The following is a 17,912-nucleotide window of genomic DNA, read 5'->3' as shown; positions in this document are numbered from 1 at the left end:
AGCTGACATGCAACTAAATGTAAATGACGCTCAAGCGATCGAAGTTTCCGAACTGACTTTCGGCGGCGAATTCAACGAGACGCTGGTTCACCAAGCAGTCGTGGCCTACATGGCTGGCGGCCGTCAAGGTACCAAGCAGCAGAAAACCCGTTCCGACGTTGCTGGTGGCGGTAAGCGCCCATGGCGTCAGAAAGGTACTGGCCGTGCTCGTGCCGGTACTATCCGTAGCCCAATCTGGCGTGGCGGCGGTACCACTTTCGCAGCTCGTCCTCAGGATCACTCGCAGAAGCTCAACAAGAAGATGTACCGCGCAGCACTGCGCTCCATCCTCGCTGAGCTGGTGCGTACCGACCGTCTGGTCGTGGTTCAGGACTTCGCTGTTGAAGCACCGAAAACCAAAGACCTGCTGAACAAGCTGAACGGTATGGGTCTGACCGACGTACTGATCGTTTCTGAGGCTGTTGATCAGAATCTGTACCTGGCTGCTCGCAACCTGCCGCACGTCGATGTACGTGACGTACAAGGTTCCGATCCGGTCAGTCTGATCGCATACGACAAAGTGTTGATCACTGTGTCGGCCGTGAAGAAATTCGAGGAGCTGCTGGGATGAACCAGGAACGCGTATTTAAAGTTCTACTTGGCCCGCACGTTTCCGAGAAGGCCACGGTTCTGGCTGAGAAGAAAGGCCAGTTCGTATTCAAGGTTGCTACTGATGCAACCAAGCTGGAAATCAAGAAGGCTGTCGAAGGTCTGTTCGGTGTCAAGGTCGAGAACGTCACTACCGTGAACGTTCTGGGTAAGACCAAGCGCACCGCTCGTGGTCTGGGCAAGCGCAATGACTGGAAGAAGGCGATCGTATCCCTTCAGCCAGGCCAAGATCTCGATTTCAGCAGCAGTGCTGAGTAAGGAAGGGGTGCATCATGGCAATCGTTAAATGCAAACCGACTTCCCCTGGCCGCCGTTTCGTGGTCAAGGTGGTCAACCAGGAGCTGCATAAAGGCGCTCCTCACGCACCGCTGCTCGAGAAGAAATCGAAGACTGGTGGTCGTAACAACAATGGCCGCATCACTACTCGTCACGTAGGTGGTGGTCATAAGCAGCATTACCGTATGGTCGACTTCCGTCGCAACGACAAGGACGGCATCGCCGCCACTGTCGAGCGTATTGAATACGATCCAAACCGTACTGCTCACATCGCACTGCTGTGCTATGCAGACGGCGAGCGCCGCTACATCATCGCCCCTAAAGGCGTGAGTGCTGGCGACCAGCTGATCGCAGGTGCTCTGGCTCCAATCAAGCCAGGCAACTCCCTGCAGCTGCGTAACATCCCAGTGGGTAGCACCATTCACGGCATCGAACTGAAGCCGGGCAAAGGTGCACAAATCGCTCGTTCCGCTGGTGCTTCGGCTCAGCTGATCGCTCGCGAAGGTGTCTACGTGACCCTGCGTCTGCGCTCTGGTGAAATGCGTAAAGTCCTGGCTGAATGCCGTGCGACCCTGGGTGAAGTCTCGAACTCCGAGCACAGCCTGCGTTCGCTGGGTAAAGCTGGTGCTAAACGCTGGCGTGGCGTTCGCCCAACCGTTCGTGGTGTTGCCATGAACCCGGTTGACCACCCGCACGGTGGTGGTGAAGGTCGTACCTCCGGTGGTCGTCATCCGGTATCGCCATGGGGCTTCCCGACTAAGGGTGCTAAGACTCGTGGTAATAAGCGTACCGACAATATGATCGTCCGTCGTCGCAAGTAAATAGAGGGATACGACAGTGCCACGTTCTCTGAAAAAAGGTCCTTTTATTGATCTTCACCTACTGAAGAAGATCGAAGTGGCGGCGGAAAAGAACGATCGCAAACCAGTTAAAACCTGGTCGCGCCGTTCCATGATCCTGCCACAAATGGTCGGTTTGACCATCGCGGTACACAACGGTCGCCAACACGTCCCAGTTCTCGTGAACGAAGACATGGTCGGCCATAAACTGGGCGAGTTCGCCGGTACCCGCACCTACCGCGGGCACGTGGCTGACAAGAAAGCCAAGCGTTAAGGGGTAAGGAAATGGAAGTAGCCGCTAAGTTGTCGGGCGCTCGCATCTCCGCCCAGAAAGCCCGCTTGGTCGCCGACCAGATCCGCGGGAAGAAGGTGGGCGAAGCGCTCAACCTGTTGGCCTTCAGCAGCAAGAAAGCCGCTGAAATCATGAAGAAAGTCCTCGAGTCGGCCGTAGCCAACGCCGAGCATAACGAAGGCGCAGACGTTGATGACCTGAAGGTCTCCACCGTTTTCGTCAACGAAGGGCGTTCGCTGAAGCGTATCATGCCGCGTGCCAAAGGCCGCGCTGATCGCATCGTCAAGCGGTCTTGCCATATCACTGTCAAGGTTGCGGACAAGTAACGGAGTCGATCAGATGGGTCAGAAAGTACATCCCACTGGCATTCGCCTGGGAATCGTCAAGGAGCACACCTCCGTCTGGTATGCAGACGGTCGGACTTATGCGGACTATTTGCTCGCAGATCTGAACGTGCGTGAGTATCTCCAAGACAAACTAAAAAGCGCGTCCGTTAGCCGTATCGATATCCATCGTCCGGCCCAAACTGCACGCATCACCATCCACACCGCTCGTCCAGGTATCGTTATCGGGAAGAAAGGTGAGGATGTTGAAAAACTGCGTCAGGACCTGACCAAGCAAATGGGTGTGCCTGTGCACATCAATATCGAAGAGATCCGCAAGCCGGAACTCGACGGTATGCTGGTTGCTCAGAGCGTAGCTCAGCAGCTGGAGCGTCGTGTGATGTTCCGTCGCGCCATGAAGCGCGCTGTACAGAACGCCATGCGTATTGGTGCCAAAGGCATCAAAATCCAAGTGAGCGGTCGTCTCGGCGGTGCTGAAATCGCACGTACTGAATGGTATCGCGAAGGTCGTGTGCCACTGCACACCCTGCGTGCCGATATCGACTATGCCACCTACGAAGCTCACACCACTTATGGTGTGATCGGTGTCAAGGTTTGGATCTTCAAAGGCGAAGTTATCGGTGGTCGCCAAGAAGAACTGAAACCACAAGCACCAGCGCCTCGTAAAAAAGCTGCTAAGTAAGGGGTACGCCAAATGTTGCAACCAAAGCGTACAAAATTCCGCAAGCAGATGACCGGCCACAACCGTGGTCTGGCACTGCGCGGTAGCAAAGTCAGCTTCGGCGAATTTGCTCTGAAAGCTGTTGCTCGCGGTCGTCTCACCGCTCGCCAGATCGAGTCGGCACGTCGTGCTCTGACTCGTCACGTAAAACGTGGCGGCAAGATCTGGATCCGTGTATTCCCGGACAAGCCGATCTCCAAGAAGCCTCTCGAAGTGCGGATGGGTAAAGGTAAGGGTTCCGTGGAGTACTGGGTTGCCCAGATCCAGCCAGGCAAAGTCCTGTACGAGATCGAGGGTGTTTCTGAAGAGCTGGCGCGTGAGGCATTCGCCTTGGCGGCTGCAAAGCTGCCTCTCGCCACCTCCTTTGTTAAGCGGACGGTGATGTGATGAAAGCGAATGAACTTCGTGACAAATCAGCACAGCAACTGAACGAGCAACTGCTCGGCTTGCTGCGCGACCAGTTCAATCTGCGCATGCAGAAAGCAACTGGCCAGTTGGGGCAGTCGCACCTGCTCTCGCAAGTTAAGCGTGACATCGCTCGCGTGAAAACTGTGCTCAACCAGCAGGCAGGTAAGTGATCATGGCTGAAGCTGAAAAAACCGTCCGTACGCTGACTGGCCGTGTCGTCAGCGACAAAATGGACAAGACCATCACCGTACTGATCGAGCGTCGCGTTAAGCACCCGATCTACGGTAAATACGTTAAGCGTTCGACTAAGCTGCACGCGCACGACGAAACCAATCAGTGCCACATCGGCGACAAGGTCTCCATTCGCGAGACCCGTCCGCTGGCCAAGACCAAGTCCTGGGCACTGGTTGAAGTTCTCGAACGCGCTGTTGAAGTCTAAGGGCTAAGGGTCGGAGAAATTTTATGATTCAGACTCAATCCATGCTCGATGTGGCCGATAACAGCGGCGCTCGTCGCGTCATGTGCATCAAGGTGCTCGGCGGTTCCCACCGTCGTTACGCCGGTATCGGTGACATCATCAAAGTAACCGTCAAGGAAGCAATTCCTCGCGGTAAAGTGAAAAAGGGCCAGGTGATGACTGCTGTTGTAGTCCGCACCCGTCACGGCGTTCGCCGTGCCGATGGTTCGATTATCCGCTTTGATGGCAACGCTGCTGTTCTGTTGAACAACAAGCAAGAGCCAATCGGCACCCGTATCTTTGGGCCAGTGACCCGTGAACTTCGTACTGAGAAGTTCATGAAGATCGTCTCGCTCGCCCCAGAAGTGCTGTAAGGAGATCCGACATGCAAAAGATTCGTCGTGACGACGAGATCATCGTGATCGCCGGCAAAGACAAAGGTAAGCGCGGTAAGGTGCTGAAGGTGCTCGCTGATGACCGTCTGGTCGTTGGTGGGATCAACCTGGTGAAGCGTCATACCAAGCCTAACCCTATGTCGGGCGTACAAGGCGGTATCGTCGAGAAAGAAGCGCCACTGCACGCTTCCAACGTCGCCATTTTCAACGGCGAAACCAACAAGGCTGACCGCGTTGGTTTCAAAGTAGAAGAAGGCAAAAAAATTCGTGTCTTCAAGTCGACCCAAAAAGCGGTTGATGCTTGAACACTGCTAGGTAGAAGACCATGGCACGACTGAAAGAGATTTATCGGAAGGAAATCGCTCCCAAGCTTAAGGAAGAACTTAAGCTGGCGAACGTGATGGAAGTTCCGCGCGTTACCAAAATCACCCTGAACATGGGTCTGGGCGAAGCGATCGGCGACAAAAAAGTCATCGAGCACGCTGTTGCTGACCTGGAAAAGATCACCGGTCAAAAAGCCGTTGTGACTTTCGCACGGAAATCCATCGCGGGCTTCAAAGTCCGTGAGGGCTGGCCGATTGGCGTTAAAGTTACTCTGCGCCGCGATCGTATGTACGAATTCCTGGACCGCCTGCTGGCGATCTCCCTGCCTCGGGTTCGCGACTTCCGCGGCCTGAATGCCAAGTCCTTCGATGGTCGTGGCAACTACAGCATGGGCGTGAAAGAGCAGATCATCTTCCCGGAAATCGATTACGACAAGATCGATGCTCTCCGCGGTCTGGACATTACCCTGACCACTACTGCTCGTACGGATGACGAAGGTCGCGCCCTGCTGCGTGCTTTCAAATTCCCGTTCCGCAACTGATTGGAGTAGGAAAATGGCCAAGAAGAGCATGAAAAACCGCGAGCTGAAGCGTCAGCTCACGGTTGCTAAATACGCCAAGAAGCGTGCTGAGCTCAAAGCTACCATCGTTAATCTGAATGCAACTCCAGAAGAGCGTTGGGCAGCAGCTGTAGCTCTGCAGAAGCAGCCACGTGACGCAAGCGCCTCGCGCATGCGTAACCGCTGCCGCATCACCGGCCGTCCACACGGCGTTTACCGCAAGTTCGGCCTGGGCCGTAACAAGCTGCGTGAAGCAGCAATGCGCGGTGACGTTCCAGGTCTGGTTAAAGCCAGCTGGTAAGACGTGCCGATAGTGTCCCGGTGGAGGAGGAGTAATCTTCCGACCGCCGGTGACCTGGCAACGAAACAAGCCCCTTATGGGGCTTGTTTCGTTTCTGGGATGTGTCTAGAATGACCGGCTCACCTGAGCCCGGGTTTTTCCTGGGTCGTTCGGGTGTCTGTAGTAGCCGAAAGGCTAATTATTCTTGTATCAGGAGCGTCTAGCCCATGAGTATGCAGGACCCGTTAGCGGACATGCTAACTCGAATCCGTAATGCCCAGATGGCTGAAAAGTCCGTCGTAAGCATGCCTTCTTCTACCCTGAAGGTGGCTGTAGCCAAAGTTCTGAAAGACGAAGGTTACATCGCGGGTTACCAGGTCAGCAGCGAAGTTAAACCGTCGCTGTCCATCGAGCTGAAATACTTCGAAGGCCGTCCAGTCATCGAAGAAGTCAAGCGCGTAAGTCGTCCAGGCCTGCGTCAGTACAAGTCCGTCGAAGAACTGCCGAAAGTACGTGGCGGTCTGGGCGTGTCTATCGTCTCCACCAACAAAGGTGTGATGACTGATCGTGCTGCGCGCGCTGCCGGTGTCGGCGGCGAAGTTCTCTGCACTGTGTTCTAAGGGGGGATAAGCATGTCTCGCGTCGCTAAGAACCCCGTAAAGCTGCCAGCAGGCGTCGAAGTTAAGTTCGCCGGCCAACAGCTTTCGGTGAAGGGTGCCAAGGGCACTCTCGAACTGAATGTTCACTCGTCCGTAGAAGTCGTCGAAGAAGCCGGTGAGCTGCGTTTCGCTGCTCGCAATGGCGATCAACAGACTCGCGCCATGGCCGGTACTACCCGTGCTCTGGTTAACAACATGGTCCAGGGCGTAAGCCAAGGCTTCGAGCGTAAGCTCCAGCTGGTCGGTGTTGGTTACAAGGCTCAGGCCAAAGGCGAAGTGCTGTCCCTGGCTCTCGGTTTCTCCCACCCGGTTGATTATCAGCTGCCGCAAGGCGTCACTGCTGAGACCCCAAGCCAGACCGATATCCTGATCAAGGGCATCGATAAGCAACTGGTTGGTCAAGTGGCCGCTGAAATTCGCGATTTCCGTCCGCCAGAGCCTTACAAAGGTAAGGGTGTGCGTTACGCGGATGAAGTCGTCCGTCGTAAAGAAGCCAAGAAGAAGTAGGGCCTAGCAAATGACCGACAAAAAAGTTACTCGACTGCGTCGCGCTCGCAAAGCACGTCTGAAAATGCACGAGCTCGAAGCCGTGCGTCTCTGCGTGTTCCGCTCTTCGCAGCACATCTACGCCCAGGTCATTTCGGCCGACGGCAGCAAAGTCCTGGCCAGCGCCTCGACTTTGGACAAAGAACTGCGTGATGGCGCCACTGGCAACATCGACGCGGCCACTAAGGTTGGCAAGCTGGTTGCCGAGCGTGCGAAAGCCGCTGGCGTTTCTCAAGTTGCTTTCGACCGTTCTGGCTTCAAGTACCACGGCCGTGTCAAGGCACTGGCTGATGCTGCTCGTGAAGGCGGGCTGGAGTTCTAAGTTATGTCAAATAACGACCAAAAGCGCGACGAAGGCTACATCGAGAAGCTGGTTCAAGTTAACCGCGTAGCTAAAACCGTAAAAGGCGGCCGTATCTTCACTTTCACCGCGTTGACCGTGGTTGGTGATGGTAAAGGTCGTGTTGGCTTCGGCCGTGGCAAGTCGCGTGAAGTGCCTGCTGCGATCCAGAAGGCAATGGAAGCTGCTCGTCGCAACATGATTCAAGTGGACCTGAACGGCACCACTCTGCAGTACGCTACCAAGGCCGCCCACGGCGCCTCGAAGGTTTACATGCAGCCTGCCTCTAACGGTACCGGTATCATCGCTGGCGGCGCAATGCGTGCTGTCCTGGAAGTTGCTGGTGTTCAGAACGTTCTGGCCAAGTGCTACGGTTCGACCAACCCAGTGAACGTGGTTCATGCCACTTTCAAGGGTCTGAAAGCCATGCAATCTCCTGAGTCCATTGCCGCCAAGCGTGGCAAGAGTGTTGAGGAGATCATCTGATCATGGCTACCGTTAAAGTAACGTTGATCAAAAGTACCGCTGGCCGTCTGCCTAACCACAAACTGTGTGTTAAAGGCCTGGGTCTGCGTCGCATCGGTCACACTGTAGAAGTCCTGGATACTCCCGAGAACCGCGGGATGATCAACAAGGCTTACTACATGCTGCGCGTCGAGGGTTAATCGATGAAACTCAATGATCTGAGTCCAGCGCCGGGTTCCCGTCGCGAGAAGCATCGTCCGGGTCGTGGTATCGGTAGCGGTTTGGGTAAGACTGGTGGCCGTGGCCACAAAGGTCAGACCTCCCGTTCCGGTGGCACCATCGCTCCAGGCTTTGAAGGCGGTCAACAGCCGCTGCATCGTCGTCTGCCGAAGTTCGGCTTCGTTTCGCTGAAAGCCATGGACCGCGCAGAAGTGCGTCTGTCCGAGCTGGCTAAAGTGGAAGGCGACGTCGTCACCGTGCAATCCCTGAAGGATGCCAACGTGATTAACCAAAACGTACAGCGCGTGAAAATCATGCTGTCCGGTGAAGTTACTCGCGCAGTCACCATCAAGGGCGTCGCTGCCACCAAAGGTGCGCGTGCGGCTATCGAAGCAGCTGGCGGCAAGTTCGAGGAATAAATGGCTAAGCAAGGTGCTCTCTCTTCGCTCGGCAAGGGCGGGATGTCTGAACTCTGGGCTCGTCTGCGTTTTCTGTTCCTGGCGATTATCGTCTATCGGATCGGCGCACACATCCCTGTTCCAGGTATCAATCCGGACCGGCTGGCGGAACTGTTTCGACAGAATGAGGGGACCATTCTTAGCTTGTTCAACATGTTTTCCGGCGGCGCGCTGGAGCGGATGAGCATCTTTGCATTGGGGATCATGCCGTACATTTCGGCATCGATCATCATGCAGCTGATGACCACCGTCAGCCCGCAGCTGGAGCAGTTGAAGAAGGAAGGTGAATCTGGCCGTCGCAAGATTAGCCAGTACACCCGCTACGGCACCGTCGTTCTGGCGCTGGTTCAAGCTATTGGCATGTCTATTGGCTTGGCCGGTCAGGGCGTAGCGTTTTCTGCTGATTTTGGCTTCCATTTCGTTGCGGTCTCCACTTTTGTGGCGGGCGCGATGTTCATGATGTGGCTGGGTGAGCAGATCACGGAGCGCGGTGTCGGCAACGGTATCTCGATGTTGATCTTCGCGGGTATCGTTGCCGGTCTTCCGAGAGCAATCGGGCAGTCTTTCGAGTCTGCGCGTACGGGTGATATCAACATTATCGCCCTGATCGTTATCGGTCTTCTGGCAGTAGCGATCATCGGTTTTGTGGTGTTCATTGAGCGTGGTCAGCGTCGTATCGCCGTTCATTACGCCAAGCGTCAGCAGGGCCGTAAGGTCTTTGCTGCGCAGACCAGCCACCTGCCGTTGAAGGTGAACATGGCCGGGGTTATCCCAGCCATTTTCGCGAGCAGCATCTTGCTGTTCCCGGCTTCGCTGGGTGCCTGGTTCGGTCAGTCCGAAGGTATGGGCTGGCTGCAGGACATCTCGGAGTCGATCGCTCCTGGTCATCCATTGAATATTCTGCTGTTTAGTGCAGGGATCATTTTCTTCTGCTTCTTCTATACGGCGTTGATGTTCAATCCGAAAGACGTAGCGGAAAACCTGAAGAAGTCCGGTGCCTTTATTCCGGGCATCCGTCCAGGCGAGCAGTCGGCGCGCTACATTGATGGCGTTCTGACCCGTTTGACCATGTTCGGTGCTCTTTATATGACGGCCGTCTGCCTTCTGCCCCAGTTCCTGGTGGTGGCTGCAAACGTTCCGTTCTACCTTGGCGGGACCTCGTTGCTGATTGTGGTAGTGGTTGTGATGGACTTCATGTCCCAAGTACAATCGCACCTCGTTTCGCACCAGTACGAATCCCTGATGAAGAAAGCCAACCTGAAAGGCTACGGTGGCAGCGGTCTGCTGCGTTGATAGTCCCTTAAGGTTCGAGGAGTTGGTGATGAAAGTTCGTGCATCGGTGAAAAAGCTGTGCCGTAACTGCAAAATTATTCGCCGCGAAGGTGTCGTTCGAGTAATTTGCAGCGCGGAACCACGTCACAAACAGCGCCAAGGCTGAGTGTGATCTGTGCTTCAAGCCCAGCAGCTAGTGCGCTGCTGGGTTGATTATTTGTTTCTACAGCGATATTATCTCGCGCCCTATTTCTTGGCTTCCGGGGCGTAGGTAGCTGTCAATTGGAGTCCCACTGAATGGCCCGTATTGCAGGCGTCAACATTCCAGATAACAAGCACACTGTTATCTCGCTGACCTACATCTATGGTGTTGGTCGCACTACTGCACAGAAAATCTGTGCAGACACTGGGGTCAACCCAGCCGCAAAGATCAAAGATCTGAGCGACGAGCAGATTGAACAGCTGCGTAGCGAAGTTGCGAAGTTCACCACCGAAGGTGATCTGCGTCGCGACATCAACATGAAAATCAAGCGGTTGATGGACCTGGGCTGCTACCGCGGTCTGCGTCATCGTCGGGGTCTGCCAGTACGCGGTCAGCGTACCAAGACCAACGCGCGTACCCGTAAAGGTCCGCGTAAGCCGATCCGCAAGTAATCGCACCAGCGAATCGACAGGAAAATAGACATGGCAAAACCTGCTGCTCGTCCTCGTAAAAAAGTCAAAAAGACAGTGGTTGATGGGATCGCCCACATCCACGCGTCTTTCAACAACACCATCGTGACCATCACCGATCGTCAAGGTAACGCACTGTCGTGGGCTACCTCCGGCGGTTCGGGTTTCCGTGGTTCGCGCAAATCCACCCCGTTCGCGGCCCAAGTTGCTGCAGAGCGTGCTGGTCAAGCTGCGCTGGAGTACGGTCTGAAAAACCTCGACGTTAACGTCAAGGGTCCAGGTCCAGGTCGTGAGTCCGCTGTTCGTGCTTTGAACAGCTGTGGCTATAAGATCGCCAGCATCACCGACGTGACGCCAATCCCGCACAACGGGTGCCGTCCGCCGAAGAAGCGCCGCGTGTAATCAGGAGACAGATAAATGGCACGTTACATTGGTCCAAAATGCAAACTGTCTCGTCGTGAAGGCACTGATCTGTTCCTGAAGAGCGGCGTTCGCGCTCTGGAATCGAAGTGCAACATCGAAGCAGCCCCAGGTATTCACGGTCAGCGTCGTGGTCGTCAGTCCGACTACGGCACCCAGCTGCGTGAGAAGCAAAAAGTCCGTCGTATCTACGGCGTTCTCGAGCGTCAGTTCAGCGGTTACTACAAGGAAGCAGCCTCCAAGAAGGGTGCTACCGGCGAGAACCTGCTGCAACTGCTCGAGTGCCGTCTGGACAACGTCGTTTATCGTATGGGCTTTGGCGCTACTCGTGCCGAATCCCGTCAGCTGGTTTCGCATAAAGCGATCAGCATCAACGGCAAGACTGTAAACGTTCCGTCCTACCAAGTTCGTCCGGGTGACGTGGTCGCAGTTCGCGAGAAATCGTTGAACCAGCTGCGCATTGTTCAAGCCCTTGAACTGTGCGCCCAGCGTGGCCGCGTTGAGTGGGTAGAAGTAGATGCTGCTAAAAAATCCGGTGTTTTCAAGAACGTCCCGGCTCGCAGCGACCTGTCTGCCGACATCAACGAAAACCTGATTGTCGAGCTCTACTCCAAGTAAGGGCTAGAAAATAGGTGCATCCATGCAGATTTCGGTAAATGAGTTTCTGACGCCCCGCCACATTGATGTGCAGGTCGTCAGTCCAACCCGCGCCAAGATCACGCTCGAGCCTCTCGAGCGTGGCTTCGGCCATACCCTGGGCAACGCGCTGCGTCGCATCCTGTTGTCCTCTATGCCTGGCTGTGCAGTAGTCGAGGCCGAAATTGACGGCGTACTCCATGAGTACTCGGCAATTGAAGGTGTACAGGAAGATGTTATTGAGATCCTGTTGAACCTGAAAGGCCTGGCTATCAAACTGCATGGTCGTGACGAAGTTACGCTGACCTTGTCGAAAAAGGGTTCGGGGGTGGTTACCGCTGCCGATATTCAGCTGGATCATGATGTCGAGATCGTTAACCCCGATCACGTAATCGCTAACCTGGCGTCTAACGGCGCTTTGAACATGAAGCTCACCGTAGCTCGTGGTCGTGGTTATGAGCCGGCCGATTCGCGTCAGAGCGATGAAGACGAGAGCCGCAGCATTGGTCGCTTGCAGCTTGACGCTTCGTTCAGCCCGGTTCGCCGTATCGCCTACGTGGTGGAAAACGCCCGTGTCGAGCAGCGTACCAACCTGGATAAGCTGGTTATCGATCTGGAAACCAACGGTACTCTGGATCCTGAAGAGGCAATCCGTCGTGCAGCAACCATTCTGCAACAGCAGTTGGCTGCGTTCGTCGACCTCAAAGGTGACAGTGAGCCTGTGGTAGTGGAGCAGGAAGACGAGATCGATCCGATCCTGCTTCGCCCGGTTGACGATCTGGAATTGACCGTACGTTCGGCCAACTGCCTGAAGGCGGAGAACATCTACTACATCGGTGATCTGATTCAGCGCACCGAAGTAGAGCTGTTGAAAACTCCGAACCTGGGTAAGAAGTCCCTGACTGAAATCAAGGACGTTCTGGCTTCCCGTGGTCTGTCCCTCGGCATGCGCCTCGACAACTGGCCGCCTGCAAGTCTTAAGAAAGACGACAAGGCGACTGCCTGATCGTCGTAATCACCGAACGTAAGTTTGGTAAGGAATGAACCATGCGTCATCGTAAAAGTGGTCGTCACCTGAGCCGCACCAGCGCGCACCGCAAAGCCATGTTCCAAAACATGGCGGTGTCGCTGTTCGAGCACGAGCTGATCAAAACTACCCTGCCTAAAGCCAAGGAACTGCGCCGCGTTGCCGAGCCGCTGATCACCCTGGCCAAGGAAGACAGCGTAGCTAACCGTCGTCTGGCCTTCGACCGTACTCGTTCGAAAGCCATCGTTGGTAAGCTGTTCAACGATCTGGGCAAGCGCTATGCCACCCGTCAGGGCGGCTACCTGCGTATCCTCAAGTGCGGTTTCCGCGCTGGCGATAACGCACCTATGGCGTACGTCGAGCTGGTTGATCGTCCTGTCGGTGGCGTAGTAGAAGCTGCTGAGTAAGACGAACAGTCTGAAACAAGGAACCGGGCCTAGTGCCCGGTTTTTTGTTTTCACGGTAATTGAAATAAGCTATTGATTTTGATCAATTAATGAATTTGATCGTGTCGTCTTCATGCTCAATACTCCCTCTCAGCCGACTAGCCGGCAGCATTATTCTGAAAAGGGAGAGAGCATGAGCCAGAACAAGACACTGACCACCGCCAGCGGTGCTCCGGTTGCCGATAACCAGAACTCGCGTTCTGCCGGCCCACGTGGTCCGCTGCTGCTGGAAGATTTTCACCTGATTGAAAAGCTCGCGCACTTCAACCGTGAGAACATTCCGGAGCGTCGTGTACATGCTAAAGGCTCGGGCGCTTATGGCACCTTCACCGTCACCCGGGATATCAGCCAATACACCAGTGCCAAACTGTTCGAGGCAGTAGGCAAGCAGACGCCAACGTTCCTGCGATTCTCTACGGTGGGCGGCGAGCGGGGCTCTGCCGATACCGAGCGCGATCCTCGTGGGTTTGCCGTGAAGTTCTACACCGAGGAAGGTAACTGGGACATTGTGGGCAACAACACGCCGGTTTTCTTCATTCGGGACCCGCTGAAGTTCCCCGACTTCATCCATACCCAGAAGCGCTTGCCACAAAGTAACCTGAAGAGCCCGCAGGCGATGTGGGACTTCTGGTCGCATTCGCCAGAGGCATTGCACCAGGTCACCATCCTGTTCTCTGATCGGGGCATTCCGGATGGCTACCGTCATATGCACGGCTTTGGTAGCCATACCTTCAGCCTGATCAACGCGGCTGGTGTGCGTCATTGGGTCAAGTGGCACTTCAAGACCAAGCAAGGTATCAAGAACCTGGCGCCGGCCGAGGCGACTCGCCTTGCTGGCACCGATCCGGACTACGCCCAGCGGGATCTGTTCGAGGCCATTGAACGAGGCGACTTCCCTAAATGGAGTGTCTGTATCCAGGTCATGACCGAGGATCAGGCCGCTGCGCACAGCGATAACCCATTCGATGTCACCAAGACCTGGTCGCAGAAGGCGTTCCCGCTGATTGAAGTGGGTGAGCTTGAGCTCAATCGTAACCCGCTGAACTACTTTGCCGAGGTTGAGCAGGCGGCTTTCGCGCCGAGCAATCAGGTGCCGGGTGTTGGCCTATCGCCAGACCGTATGCTGCAGGGGCGTGTGTTCGCTTATGCCGATGCTCACCGCTACCGTGTAGGGACCAACCATCAGCAGTTGCCTGTTAACGCTCCGAAGAGCCCTGTGAACAGTTACCAGCGTGATGGTGCGATGGCCCTGGGCAGTAATGGCGGAGCAGCACCGAACTATGAGCCAAACAGCTACAGCAACGCCCCCAAGCAGGCGCCTCAGTACGCCGAACCAGCGCTTGCACTCAATGGCGCTGCGGACCGTTACGATCATCGTGAGGATGGTGACTACTACAGCTATGCCGGTGCCCTGTTCCGTTTGATGAACAGTGAACAGAAAGCGCTGCTGATCAGTAATATCGCGGGCGCGATGAAGGGTGTGTCGCAGGATGTTGTTCAACGTCAGTTGCAGCACTTCCTCAAGGCTGATGCGGCTTACGGTGAAGGTGTCGCCAAGGCGTTGGGGGTCAAACTGGCATAAGTCGAAGTGATAAGCAGAACCGCCCGCATTAGGGCGGTTTTTCAATGCAATTGACTACTGTTTGCGCCCCTTTTTACCTGATTTTACGTTAATCGCAGTGACCTCTCCGTCATCCTGGTTCACACTGTCACTTTCACTTAGGGAGAAGCAGGGCGATGCAAGGTCACCCGGACGTAATCGACTACCTCAACACGTTGCTGACGGGAGAACTGGCGGCACGTGATCAGTATTTCATCCACTCGCGCATGTATGAAGACTGGGGCTTGAGCAAGCTCTACGAGCGTATCAACCATGAGATGGAAGAAGAGGCACAACACGCTGACGCCCTGATTCGCCGTATTCTCATGCTTGAAGGCACACCGCGTATGCGTCCTGACGATCTGGACATCGGTGCTACCGTGCCGGATATGTTCGCAGCCGATTTGCGCCTCGAGTACAAAGTCCGTGCAGCACTGTGCAAAGGCATCGAGTTGTGCGAGCTGCACAAGGACTACATCAGCCGCGATATCTTGCGTGCGCAACTGGCTGACACCGAGGAAGATCACACCTACTGGCTGGAGAAGCAGTTGGGCCTGATCAAGTCCATCGGCCTGGAAAACTACCTGCAATCGCAGATGTAGTTCGCGATGCTGCAAAAAAGCCCCTGCCGTTTGCGCGGCAGGGGCTTTTTCATGGGCGTCAGGCCCTGTCGCGCAGTAACAACGGTTTTAGGTAATGACCTGTGTGCGACTGCTCCATCTCCGAGACCTCTTCAGGCGTCCCGCAGGCGATGATCTGGCCTCCTCGGGAGCCACCCTCCGGGCCGAGATCGACCAGCCAGTCGGCCGTCTTGATCACATCCAGGTTGTGTTCGATCACTACCACGGTGTTGCCGTGGTCACGAAGCCTGTGCAGCACATCGAGCAACTGCTGAATATCAGCGAAGTGCAGACCGGTGGTCGGCTCATCGAGGATGTACAGCGTCTTGCCAGTATCGCGCTTGGACAGTTCGCGTGACAGCTTCACCCGCTGAGCCTCACCACCGGACAAGGTGGTCGCAGATTGCCCCAGCTTGATGTAGGAGAGCCCCACGTCCATCAGCGTTTGCAGCTTGCGCGCCAGCGCCGGTACTGCATCGAAGAACTCCCGCGCTTCCTCGATGGTCATCTCAAGAACTTCGTGGATGTTCTTGCCCTTGTATTTGATCTCCAGGGTTTCGCGGTTGTAGCGTTTGCTCTTGCAGACATCGCACGGCACATAGATGTCAGGTAGAAAGTGCATCTCGACTTTGATCAGGCCATCGCCCTGGCACGCTTCACAGCGTCCGCCCTTGACGTTGAAGGAGAAGCGTCCCGGGCCATAGCCGCGTGAGCGCGACTCCGGCACGCCGGAGAACAGTTCACGAATCGGTGTGAACAGGCCGGTATAGGTGGCCGGGTTGGAGCGCGGCGTGCGACCGATCGGGCTTTGGTCGATGTCCACGACCTTGTCCAGGTGTTGCAGGCCATCACAACTGCTATGCGGTGCCGCTTCAAGGCTGGTCGCACCATTAAGGGCTGTCGCGGCCAGGGGGAACAGCGTGTTGTTGATCAGGGTTGACTTACCTGAGCCGGAAACGCCGGTCACGCAGGTCAGCAGGCCAATTGGAATCTCCAGGTCAACGTTCTGCAGGTTGTTGCCGCGCGCGCCCTTGAGCTTCAGTGAGCGCTTCTTGTCACGCGGCGTGCGGGTGGCCGGTACGGCAATTTTGACCCGGCCCGAGAGGTATTTACCGGTCAGCGAGTCAGGGTGTGCCATTACCTCGGCGGGCGTTCCTTCGGCGACGATTTGTCCACCGTGTACGCCAGCACCAGGCCCAATATCCACCACATAGTCAGCCAGACGAATGGCATCCTCGTCATGCTCCACCACGATCACGGTGTTGCCGATATCGCGCAGGTGGTTGAGGGTCGCCAGGAGGCGGTCGTTGTCCCGTTGATGCAGGCCGATGGACGGCTCGTCGAGGATATACATCACCCCGACCAACCCGGCACCGATCTGGCTGGCTAGCCGAATACGCTGTGCTTCGCCGCCCGACAGGGTGTCGGCACTACGGTCTAGCGTCAGGTAATCCAGGCCTACGTTCACCAGGAACTGCAGGCGCTCACAGATTTCCTTGAGGATCTTGTCGGCGATTTCACCGCGTCGCCCGGTCAGTTTCAGGCCGCCGAAGTACTCGCTGGCATCGCCGATTGGCAGGCTGGTAACGGCTGGCAGGGTTTTCTCGCCAACCCATACGTGCCGTGCTTCGCGTCGCAACCGTGTGCCGCGGCAGTCAGGGCAGGGCTGAGTGCTGAGGAACTTGGCCAACTCTTCGCGGACGGTGGCCGATTCGGTTTCCCGGTAGCGGCGCTCCAGGTTCGGCACGATGCCTTCGAAGGGGTGTGACCGCTTGACGATATCGCCGCGGTCGTTGAGGTACTTGAAGTCGACATTCTGGTTGCCGCTGCCGTGCAGAATGACCTTCTGCTGGTCGGCTGGCAGCTCGCCGAAGGGCACCTCGAGACTGAACCCATAGTGCGCGGCCAAGGAGCCAAGCATCTGGAAGTAGTAGACGTTACGTCGGTCCCAGCCGCGTATCGCGCCCTCTGCCAAGGTCAGTTCATTGTTGACCAGGCGTTTGACATCGAAGAACTGTTTCACTCCGAGGCCGTCGCAGGTTGGACATGCGCCGGCGGGGTTGTTGAAGGAAAACAGCTTAGGTTCCAGTTCGCTGATGGCATGGCCGCAGATCGGGCAGGCGAAGCGGGCGGAGAAGATCAGCTCTTCGCCGGGCTCTTCATCCATTGGCGCAACCAGGGCGATGCCATCGGCCAGCTTCAGAGCCGTTTCGAAGGACTCCGCCAGGCGTTGCTGCAGGTCCTCGCGAACCTTGAAGCGATCGACCACCACTTCGATGGTGTGCTTCTTCTGTTTGTCCAGCTTGGGCAGTTCGTCGAGCTCGAACAGCTTGCCGTTGACCCGGGCGCGGACAAAGCCCTGAGCGCGCAACTCCTCGAAGATCGCCAGGTGTTCGCCCTTGCGCTCTCGAATCACCGGTGCCAGCAGCATCAGCTTGCTACCTTCAGGCTGCGCCAACACCAGATCGACCATCTGGCTGACGGTCTGTGCTTCCAGCGGAATGTCGTGGTCCGGGCAGCGTGGCGTACCAACACGTGCGTAAAGCAGGCGCAGGTAGTCGTAGATTTCGGTGATGGTACCGACAGTCGAGCGCGGGTTGTGCGAGGTCGACTTCTGTTCGATGGAAATTGCTGGCGACAGGCCTTCAATGGTGTCGACGTCGGGCTTTTCCATCATTGATAGGAACTGTCGGGCATAGGCCGACAGCGATTCGACATAACGCCGCTGGCCTTCGGCATAGAGGGTGTCGAACGCCAACGACGACTTTCCAGAGCCAGACAGGCCGGTGATGACGATCAGCTTGTCCCGGGGCAGGGTCAGGTCGATGTTCTTAAGGTTGTGGGTTCGTGCCCCACGAATCAGGATCTTGTCCACTGCGGCCTCGCTTGGCGGGCATAAACCGGTGAGTATAAGGCTGCATGCCAGCACGCGGCAAAGCGTCACGTATATGCTGACAATCGATCGGGCTGGTAGAATCGCCGCCGGTTC

General features: G+C 56.1%; 29 protein-coding genes. 28 read left to right on the top strand and 1 reads right to left on the bottom strand.

Annotated features, from left to right (window positions below; genetic code table 11):
* The first annotated feature begins 7 nt into the window (after positions 1–7).
* The 28 genes from rplD to bfr all read left to right on the top strand — a co-directional run bounded on the left by rplD (position 8) and on the right by bfr (position 14,905).
* The gene (rplD, locus tag ACZ9H3_RS13075; protein WP_065759207.1) at positions 8–610 is read left to right on the top strand and encodes a 50S ribosomal protein L4; all 603 of its coding nucleotides are present in this window, start codon (positions 8–10) and stop codon (positions 608–610) included.
* Positions 607–906 carry a 50S ribosomal protein L23 gene (gene rplW / locus ACZ9H3_RS13070; protein ID WP_065759206.1) on the top strand — a complete coding sequence of 100 codons (300 nt, stop codon included), beginning with the start codon at positions 607–609 and terminating at the stop codon, positions 904–906. The genes rplD and rplW overlap by 4 nt, the downstream gene beginning before the upstream one ends.
* 14 nt (positions 907–920) lie before the next feature.
* Positions 921–1,745: a 50S ribosomal protein L2 gene (gene rplB / locus ACZ9H3_RS13065; protein ID WP_065759205.1), complete on the top strand. Its 825-nt coding sequence runs from the start codon at positions 921–923 to the stop codon at positions 1,743–1,745.
* 16 nt (positions 1,746–1,761) lie between these two features.
* Positions 1,762–2,037, top strand: a complete 276-nt coding sequence (gene rpsS / locus ACZ9H3_RS13060; RefSeq protein WP_002555486.1) for a 30S ribosomal protein S19 — start codon at positions 1,762–1,764, stop codon at positions 2,035–2,037.
* Positions 2,038–2,048: 11 nt separating this feature from the next.
* On the top strand, positions 2,049–2,381 hold the full coding sequence (rplV, locus tag ACZ9H3_RS13055) for a 50S ribosomal protein L22 (protein WP_003103908.1): 333 nt from the start codon (positions 2,049–2,051) through the stop codon (positions 2,379–2,381).
* Positions 2,382–2,394: 13 nt separating this feature from the next.
* Complete coding sequence (rpsC, locus tag ACZ9H3_RS13050) at positions 2,395–3,081, top strand: 30S ribosomal protein S3 (RefSeq protein ID WP_010220308.1); 687 nt, start codon at positions 2,395–2,397, stop codon at positions 3,079–3,081.
* Positions 3,082–3,093: 12 nt separating this feature from the next.
* On the top strand, positions 3,094–3,507 hold the full coding sequence (gene rplP / locus ACZ9H3_RS13045) for a 50S ribosomal protein L16 (protein WP_003255479.1): 414 nt from the start codon (positions 3,094–3,096) through the stop codon (positions 3,505–3,507).
* The gene (gene rpmC, locus ACZ9H3_RS13040) at positions 3,507–3,698 is read left to right on the top strand and encodes a 50S ribosomal protein L29 (protein ID WP_065759204.1); all 192 of its coding nucleotides are present in this window, start codon (positions 3,507–3,509) and stop codon (positions 3,696–3,698) included. Before rplP ends, rpmC begins: the two co-directional genes overlap by 1 nt.
* Positions 3,699–3,700: 2 nt before the next feature.
* The gene (gene rpsQ, locus ACZ9H3_RS13035) at positions 3,701–3,967 is read left to right on the top strand and encodes a 30S ribosomal protein S17 (RefSeq protein ID WP_008374160.1); all 267 of its coding nucleotides are present in this window, start codon (positions 3,701–3,703) and stop codon (positions 3,965–3,967) included.
* 23 nt (positions 3,968–3,990) lie between these two features.
* On the top strand, positions 3,991–4,359 hold the full coding sequence (rplN, locus tag ACZ9H3_RS13030) for a 50S ribosomal protein L14 (RefSeq protein WP_002555479.1): 369 nt from the start codon (positions 3,991–3,993) through the stop codon (positions 4,357–4,359).
* Positions 4,360–4,370: 11 nt separating this feature from the next.
* A complete protein-coding gene (gene rplX, locus ACZ9H3_RS13025; protein ID WP_008374158.1) occupies positions 4,371–4,685 on the top strand; it encodes a 50S ribosomal protein L24 in 315 nt (104 codons plus the stop codon).
* Between the two features lie 20 nt (positions 4,686–4,705).
* A complete protein-coding gene (gene rplE / locus ACZ9H3_RS13020) occupies positions 4,706–5,245 on the top strand; it encodes a 50S ribosomal protein L5 (RefSeq protein ID WP_009397500.1) in 540 nt (179 codons plus the stop codon).
* Between the two features lie 13 nt (positions 5,246–5,258).
* A complete protein-coding gene (rpsN, locus tag ACZ9H3_RS13015) occupies positions 5,259–5,564 on the top strand; it encodes a 30S ribosomal protein S14 (RefSeq protein WP_065759203.1) in 306 nt (101 codons plus the stop codon).
* Between the two features lie 206 nt (positions 5,565–5,770).
* The gene (gene rpsH / locus ACZ9H3_RS13010; RefSeq protein WP_010220313.1) at positions 5,771–6,163 is read left to right on the top strand and encodes a 30S ribosomal protein S8; all 393 of its coding nucleotides are present in this window, start codon (positions 5,771–5,773) and stop codon (positions 6,161–6,163) included.
* A gap of 12 nt (positions 6,164–6,175) precedes the next feature.
* Entirely contained in the window at positions 6,176–6,709 is a 534-nt protein-coding gene (gene rplF, locus ACZ9H3_RS13005) for a 50S ribosomal protein L6 (protein ID WP_065759202.1), read from the top strand.
* Positions 6,710–6,719: 10 nt separating this feature from the next.
* Positions 6,720–7,070, top strand: coding sequence for a 50S ribosomal protein L18 (gene rplR / locus ACZ9H3_RS13000; RefSeq protein ID WP_011531893.1), 351 nt, complete (start codon positions 6,720–6,722; stop codon positions 7,068–7,070).
* Positions 7,071–7,073: 3 nt separating this feature from the next.
* Complete coding sequence (gene rpsE, locus ACZ9H3_RS12995; RefSeq protein ID WP_065759201.1) at positions 7,074–7,574, top strand: 30S ribosomal protein S5; 501 nt, start codon at positions 7,074–7,076, stop codon at positions 7,572–7,574.
* Positions 7,575–7,576: 2 nt separating this feature from the next.
* Positions 7,577–7,753 carry a 50S ribosomal protein L30 gene (gene rpmD, locus ACZ9H3_RS12990; protein WP_010220317.1) on the top strand — a complete coding sequence of 59 codons (177 nt, stop codon included), beginning with the start codon at positions 7,577–7,579 and terminating at the stop codon, positions 7,751–7,753.
* A gap of 3 nt (positions 7,754–7,756) precedes the next feature.
* Entirely contained in the window at positions 7,757–8,191 is a 435-nt protein-coding gene (rplO, locus tag ACZ9H3_RS12985) for a 50S ribosomal protein L15 (protein WP_065759200.1), read from the top strand.
* On the top strand, positions 8,192–9,523 hold the full coding sequence (gene secY, locus ACZ9H3_RS12980; RefSeq protein WP_065759199.1) for a preprotein translocase subunit SecY: 1,332 nt from the start codon (positions 8,192–8,194) through the stop codon (positions 9,521–9,523).
* 28 nt (positions 9,524–9,551) lie between these two features.
* Positions 9,552–9,668 carry a 50S ribosomal protein L36 gene (rpmJ, locus tag ACZ9H3_RS12975; RefSeq protein ID WP_002555468.1) on the top strand — a complete coding sequence of 39 codons (117 nt, stop codon included), beginning with the start codon at positions 9,552–9,554 and terminating at the stop codon, positions 9,666–9,668.
* 131 nt (positions 9,669–9,799) lie between these two features.
* On the top strand, positions 9,800–10,156 hold the full coding sequence (gene rpsM / locus ACZ9H3_RS12970) for a 30S ribosomal protein S13 (protein ID WP_095159996.1): 357 nt from the start codon (positions 9,800–9,802) through the stop codon (positions 10,154–10,156).
* Between the two features lie 30 nt (positions 10,157–10,186).
* Positions 10,187–10,576 carry a 30S ribosomal protein S11 gene (gene rpsK / locus ACZ9H3_RS12965; RefSeq protein WP_065759197.1) on the top strand — a complete coding sequence of 130 codons (390 nt, stop codon included), beginning with the start codon at positions 10,187–10,189 and terminating at the stop codon, positions 10,574–10,576.
* 15 nt (positions 10,577–10,591) lie between these two features.
* Positions 10,592–11,212: a 30S ribosomal protein S4 gene (rpsD, locus tag ACZ9H3_RS12960; RefSeq protein ID WP_065759196.1), complete on the top strand. Its 621-nt coding sequence runs from the start codon at positions 10,592–10,594 to the stop codon at positions 11,210–11,212.
* A 22-nt stretch (positions 11,213–11,234) separates the two neighbouring features.
* Entirely contained in the window at positions 11,235–12,236 is a 1,002-nt protein-coding gene (locus ACZ9H3_RS12955) for a DNA-directed RNA polymerase subunit alpha (protein ID WP_017901544.1), read from the top strand.
* Positions 12,237–12,277: 41 nt separating this feature from the next.
* A complete protein-coding gene (gene rplQ / locus ACZ9H3_RS12950) occupies positions 12,278–12,664 on the top strand; it encodes a 50S ribosomal protein L17 (protein ID WP_065759195.1) in 387 nt (128 codons plus the stop codon).
* Positions 12,665–12,836: 172 nt separating this feature from the next.
* A complete protein-coding gene (locus ACZ9H3_RS12945) occupies positions 12,837–14,285 on the top strand; it encodes a catalase (protein ID WP_330522803.1) in 1,449 nt (482 codons plus the stop codon).
* A 155-nt stretch (positions 14,286–14,440) separates the two neighbouring features.
* Positions 14,441–14,905, top strand: coding sequence for a bacterioferritin (bfr, locus tag ACZ9H3_RS12940; RefSeq protein WP_065759193.1), 465 nt, complete (start codon positions 14,441–14,443; stop codon positions 14,903–14,905).
* Between the two features lie 58 nt (positions 14,906–14,963).
* On the opposite strand, the gene uvrA is transcribed toward bfr, so the two are convergent.
* Positions 14,964–17,798: an excinuclease ABC subunit UvrA gene (uvrA, locus tag ACZ9H3_RS12935; protein WP_065759192.1), complete on the bottom strand. Its 2,835-nt coding sequence runs from the start codon at positions 17,796–17,798 to the stop codon at positions 14,964–14,966.
* Positions 17,799–17,912: the final 114 nt, after the last annotated feature.

The sequence above is a fragment of the Pseudomonas sp. TE3910 genome, from assembly GCF_056279025.1.
The sequence above is the reverse complement of the archived record's forward strand: the minus strand, read 5'-3'. Positions and strand labels throughout refer to the sequence as shown.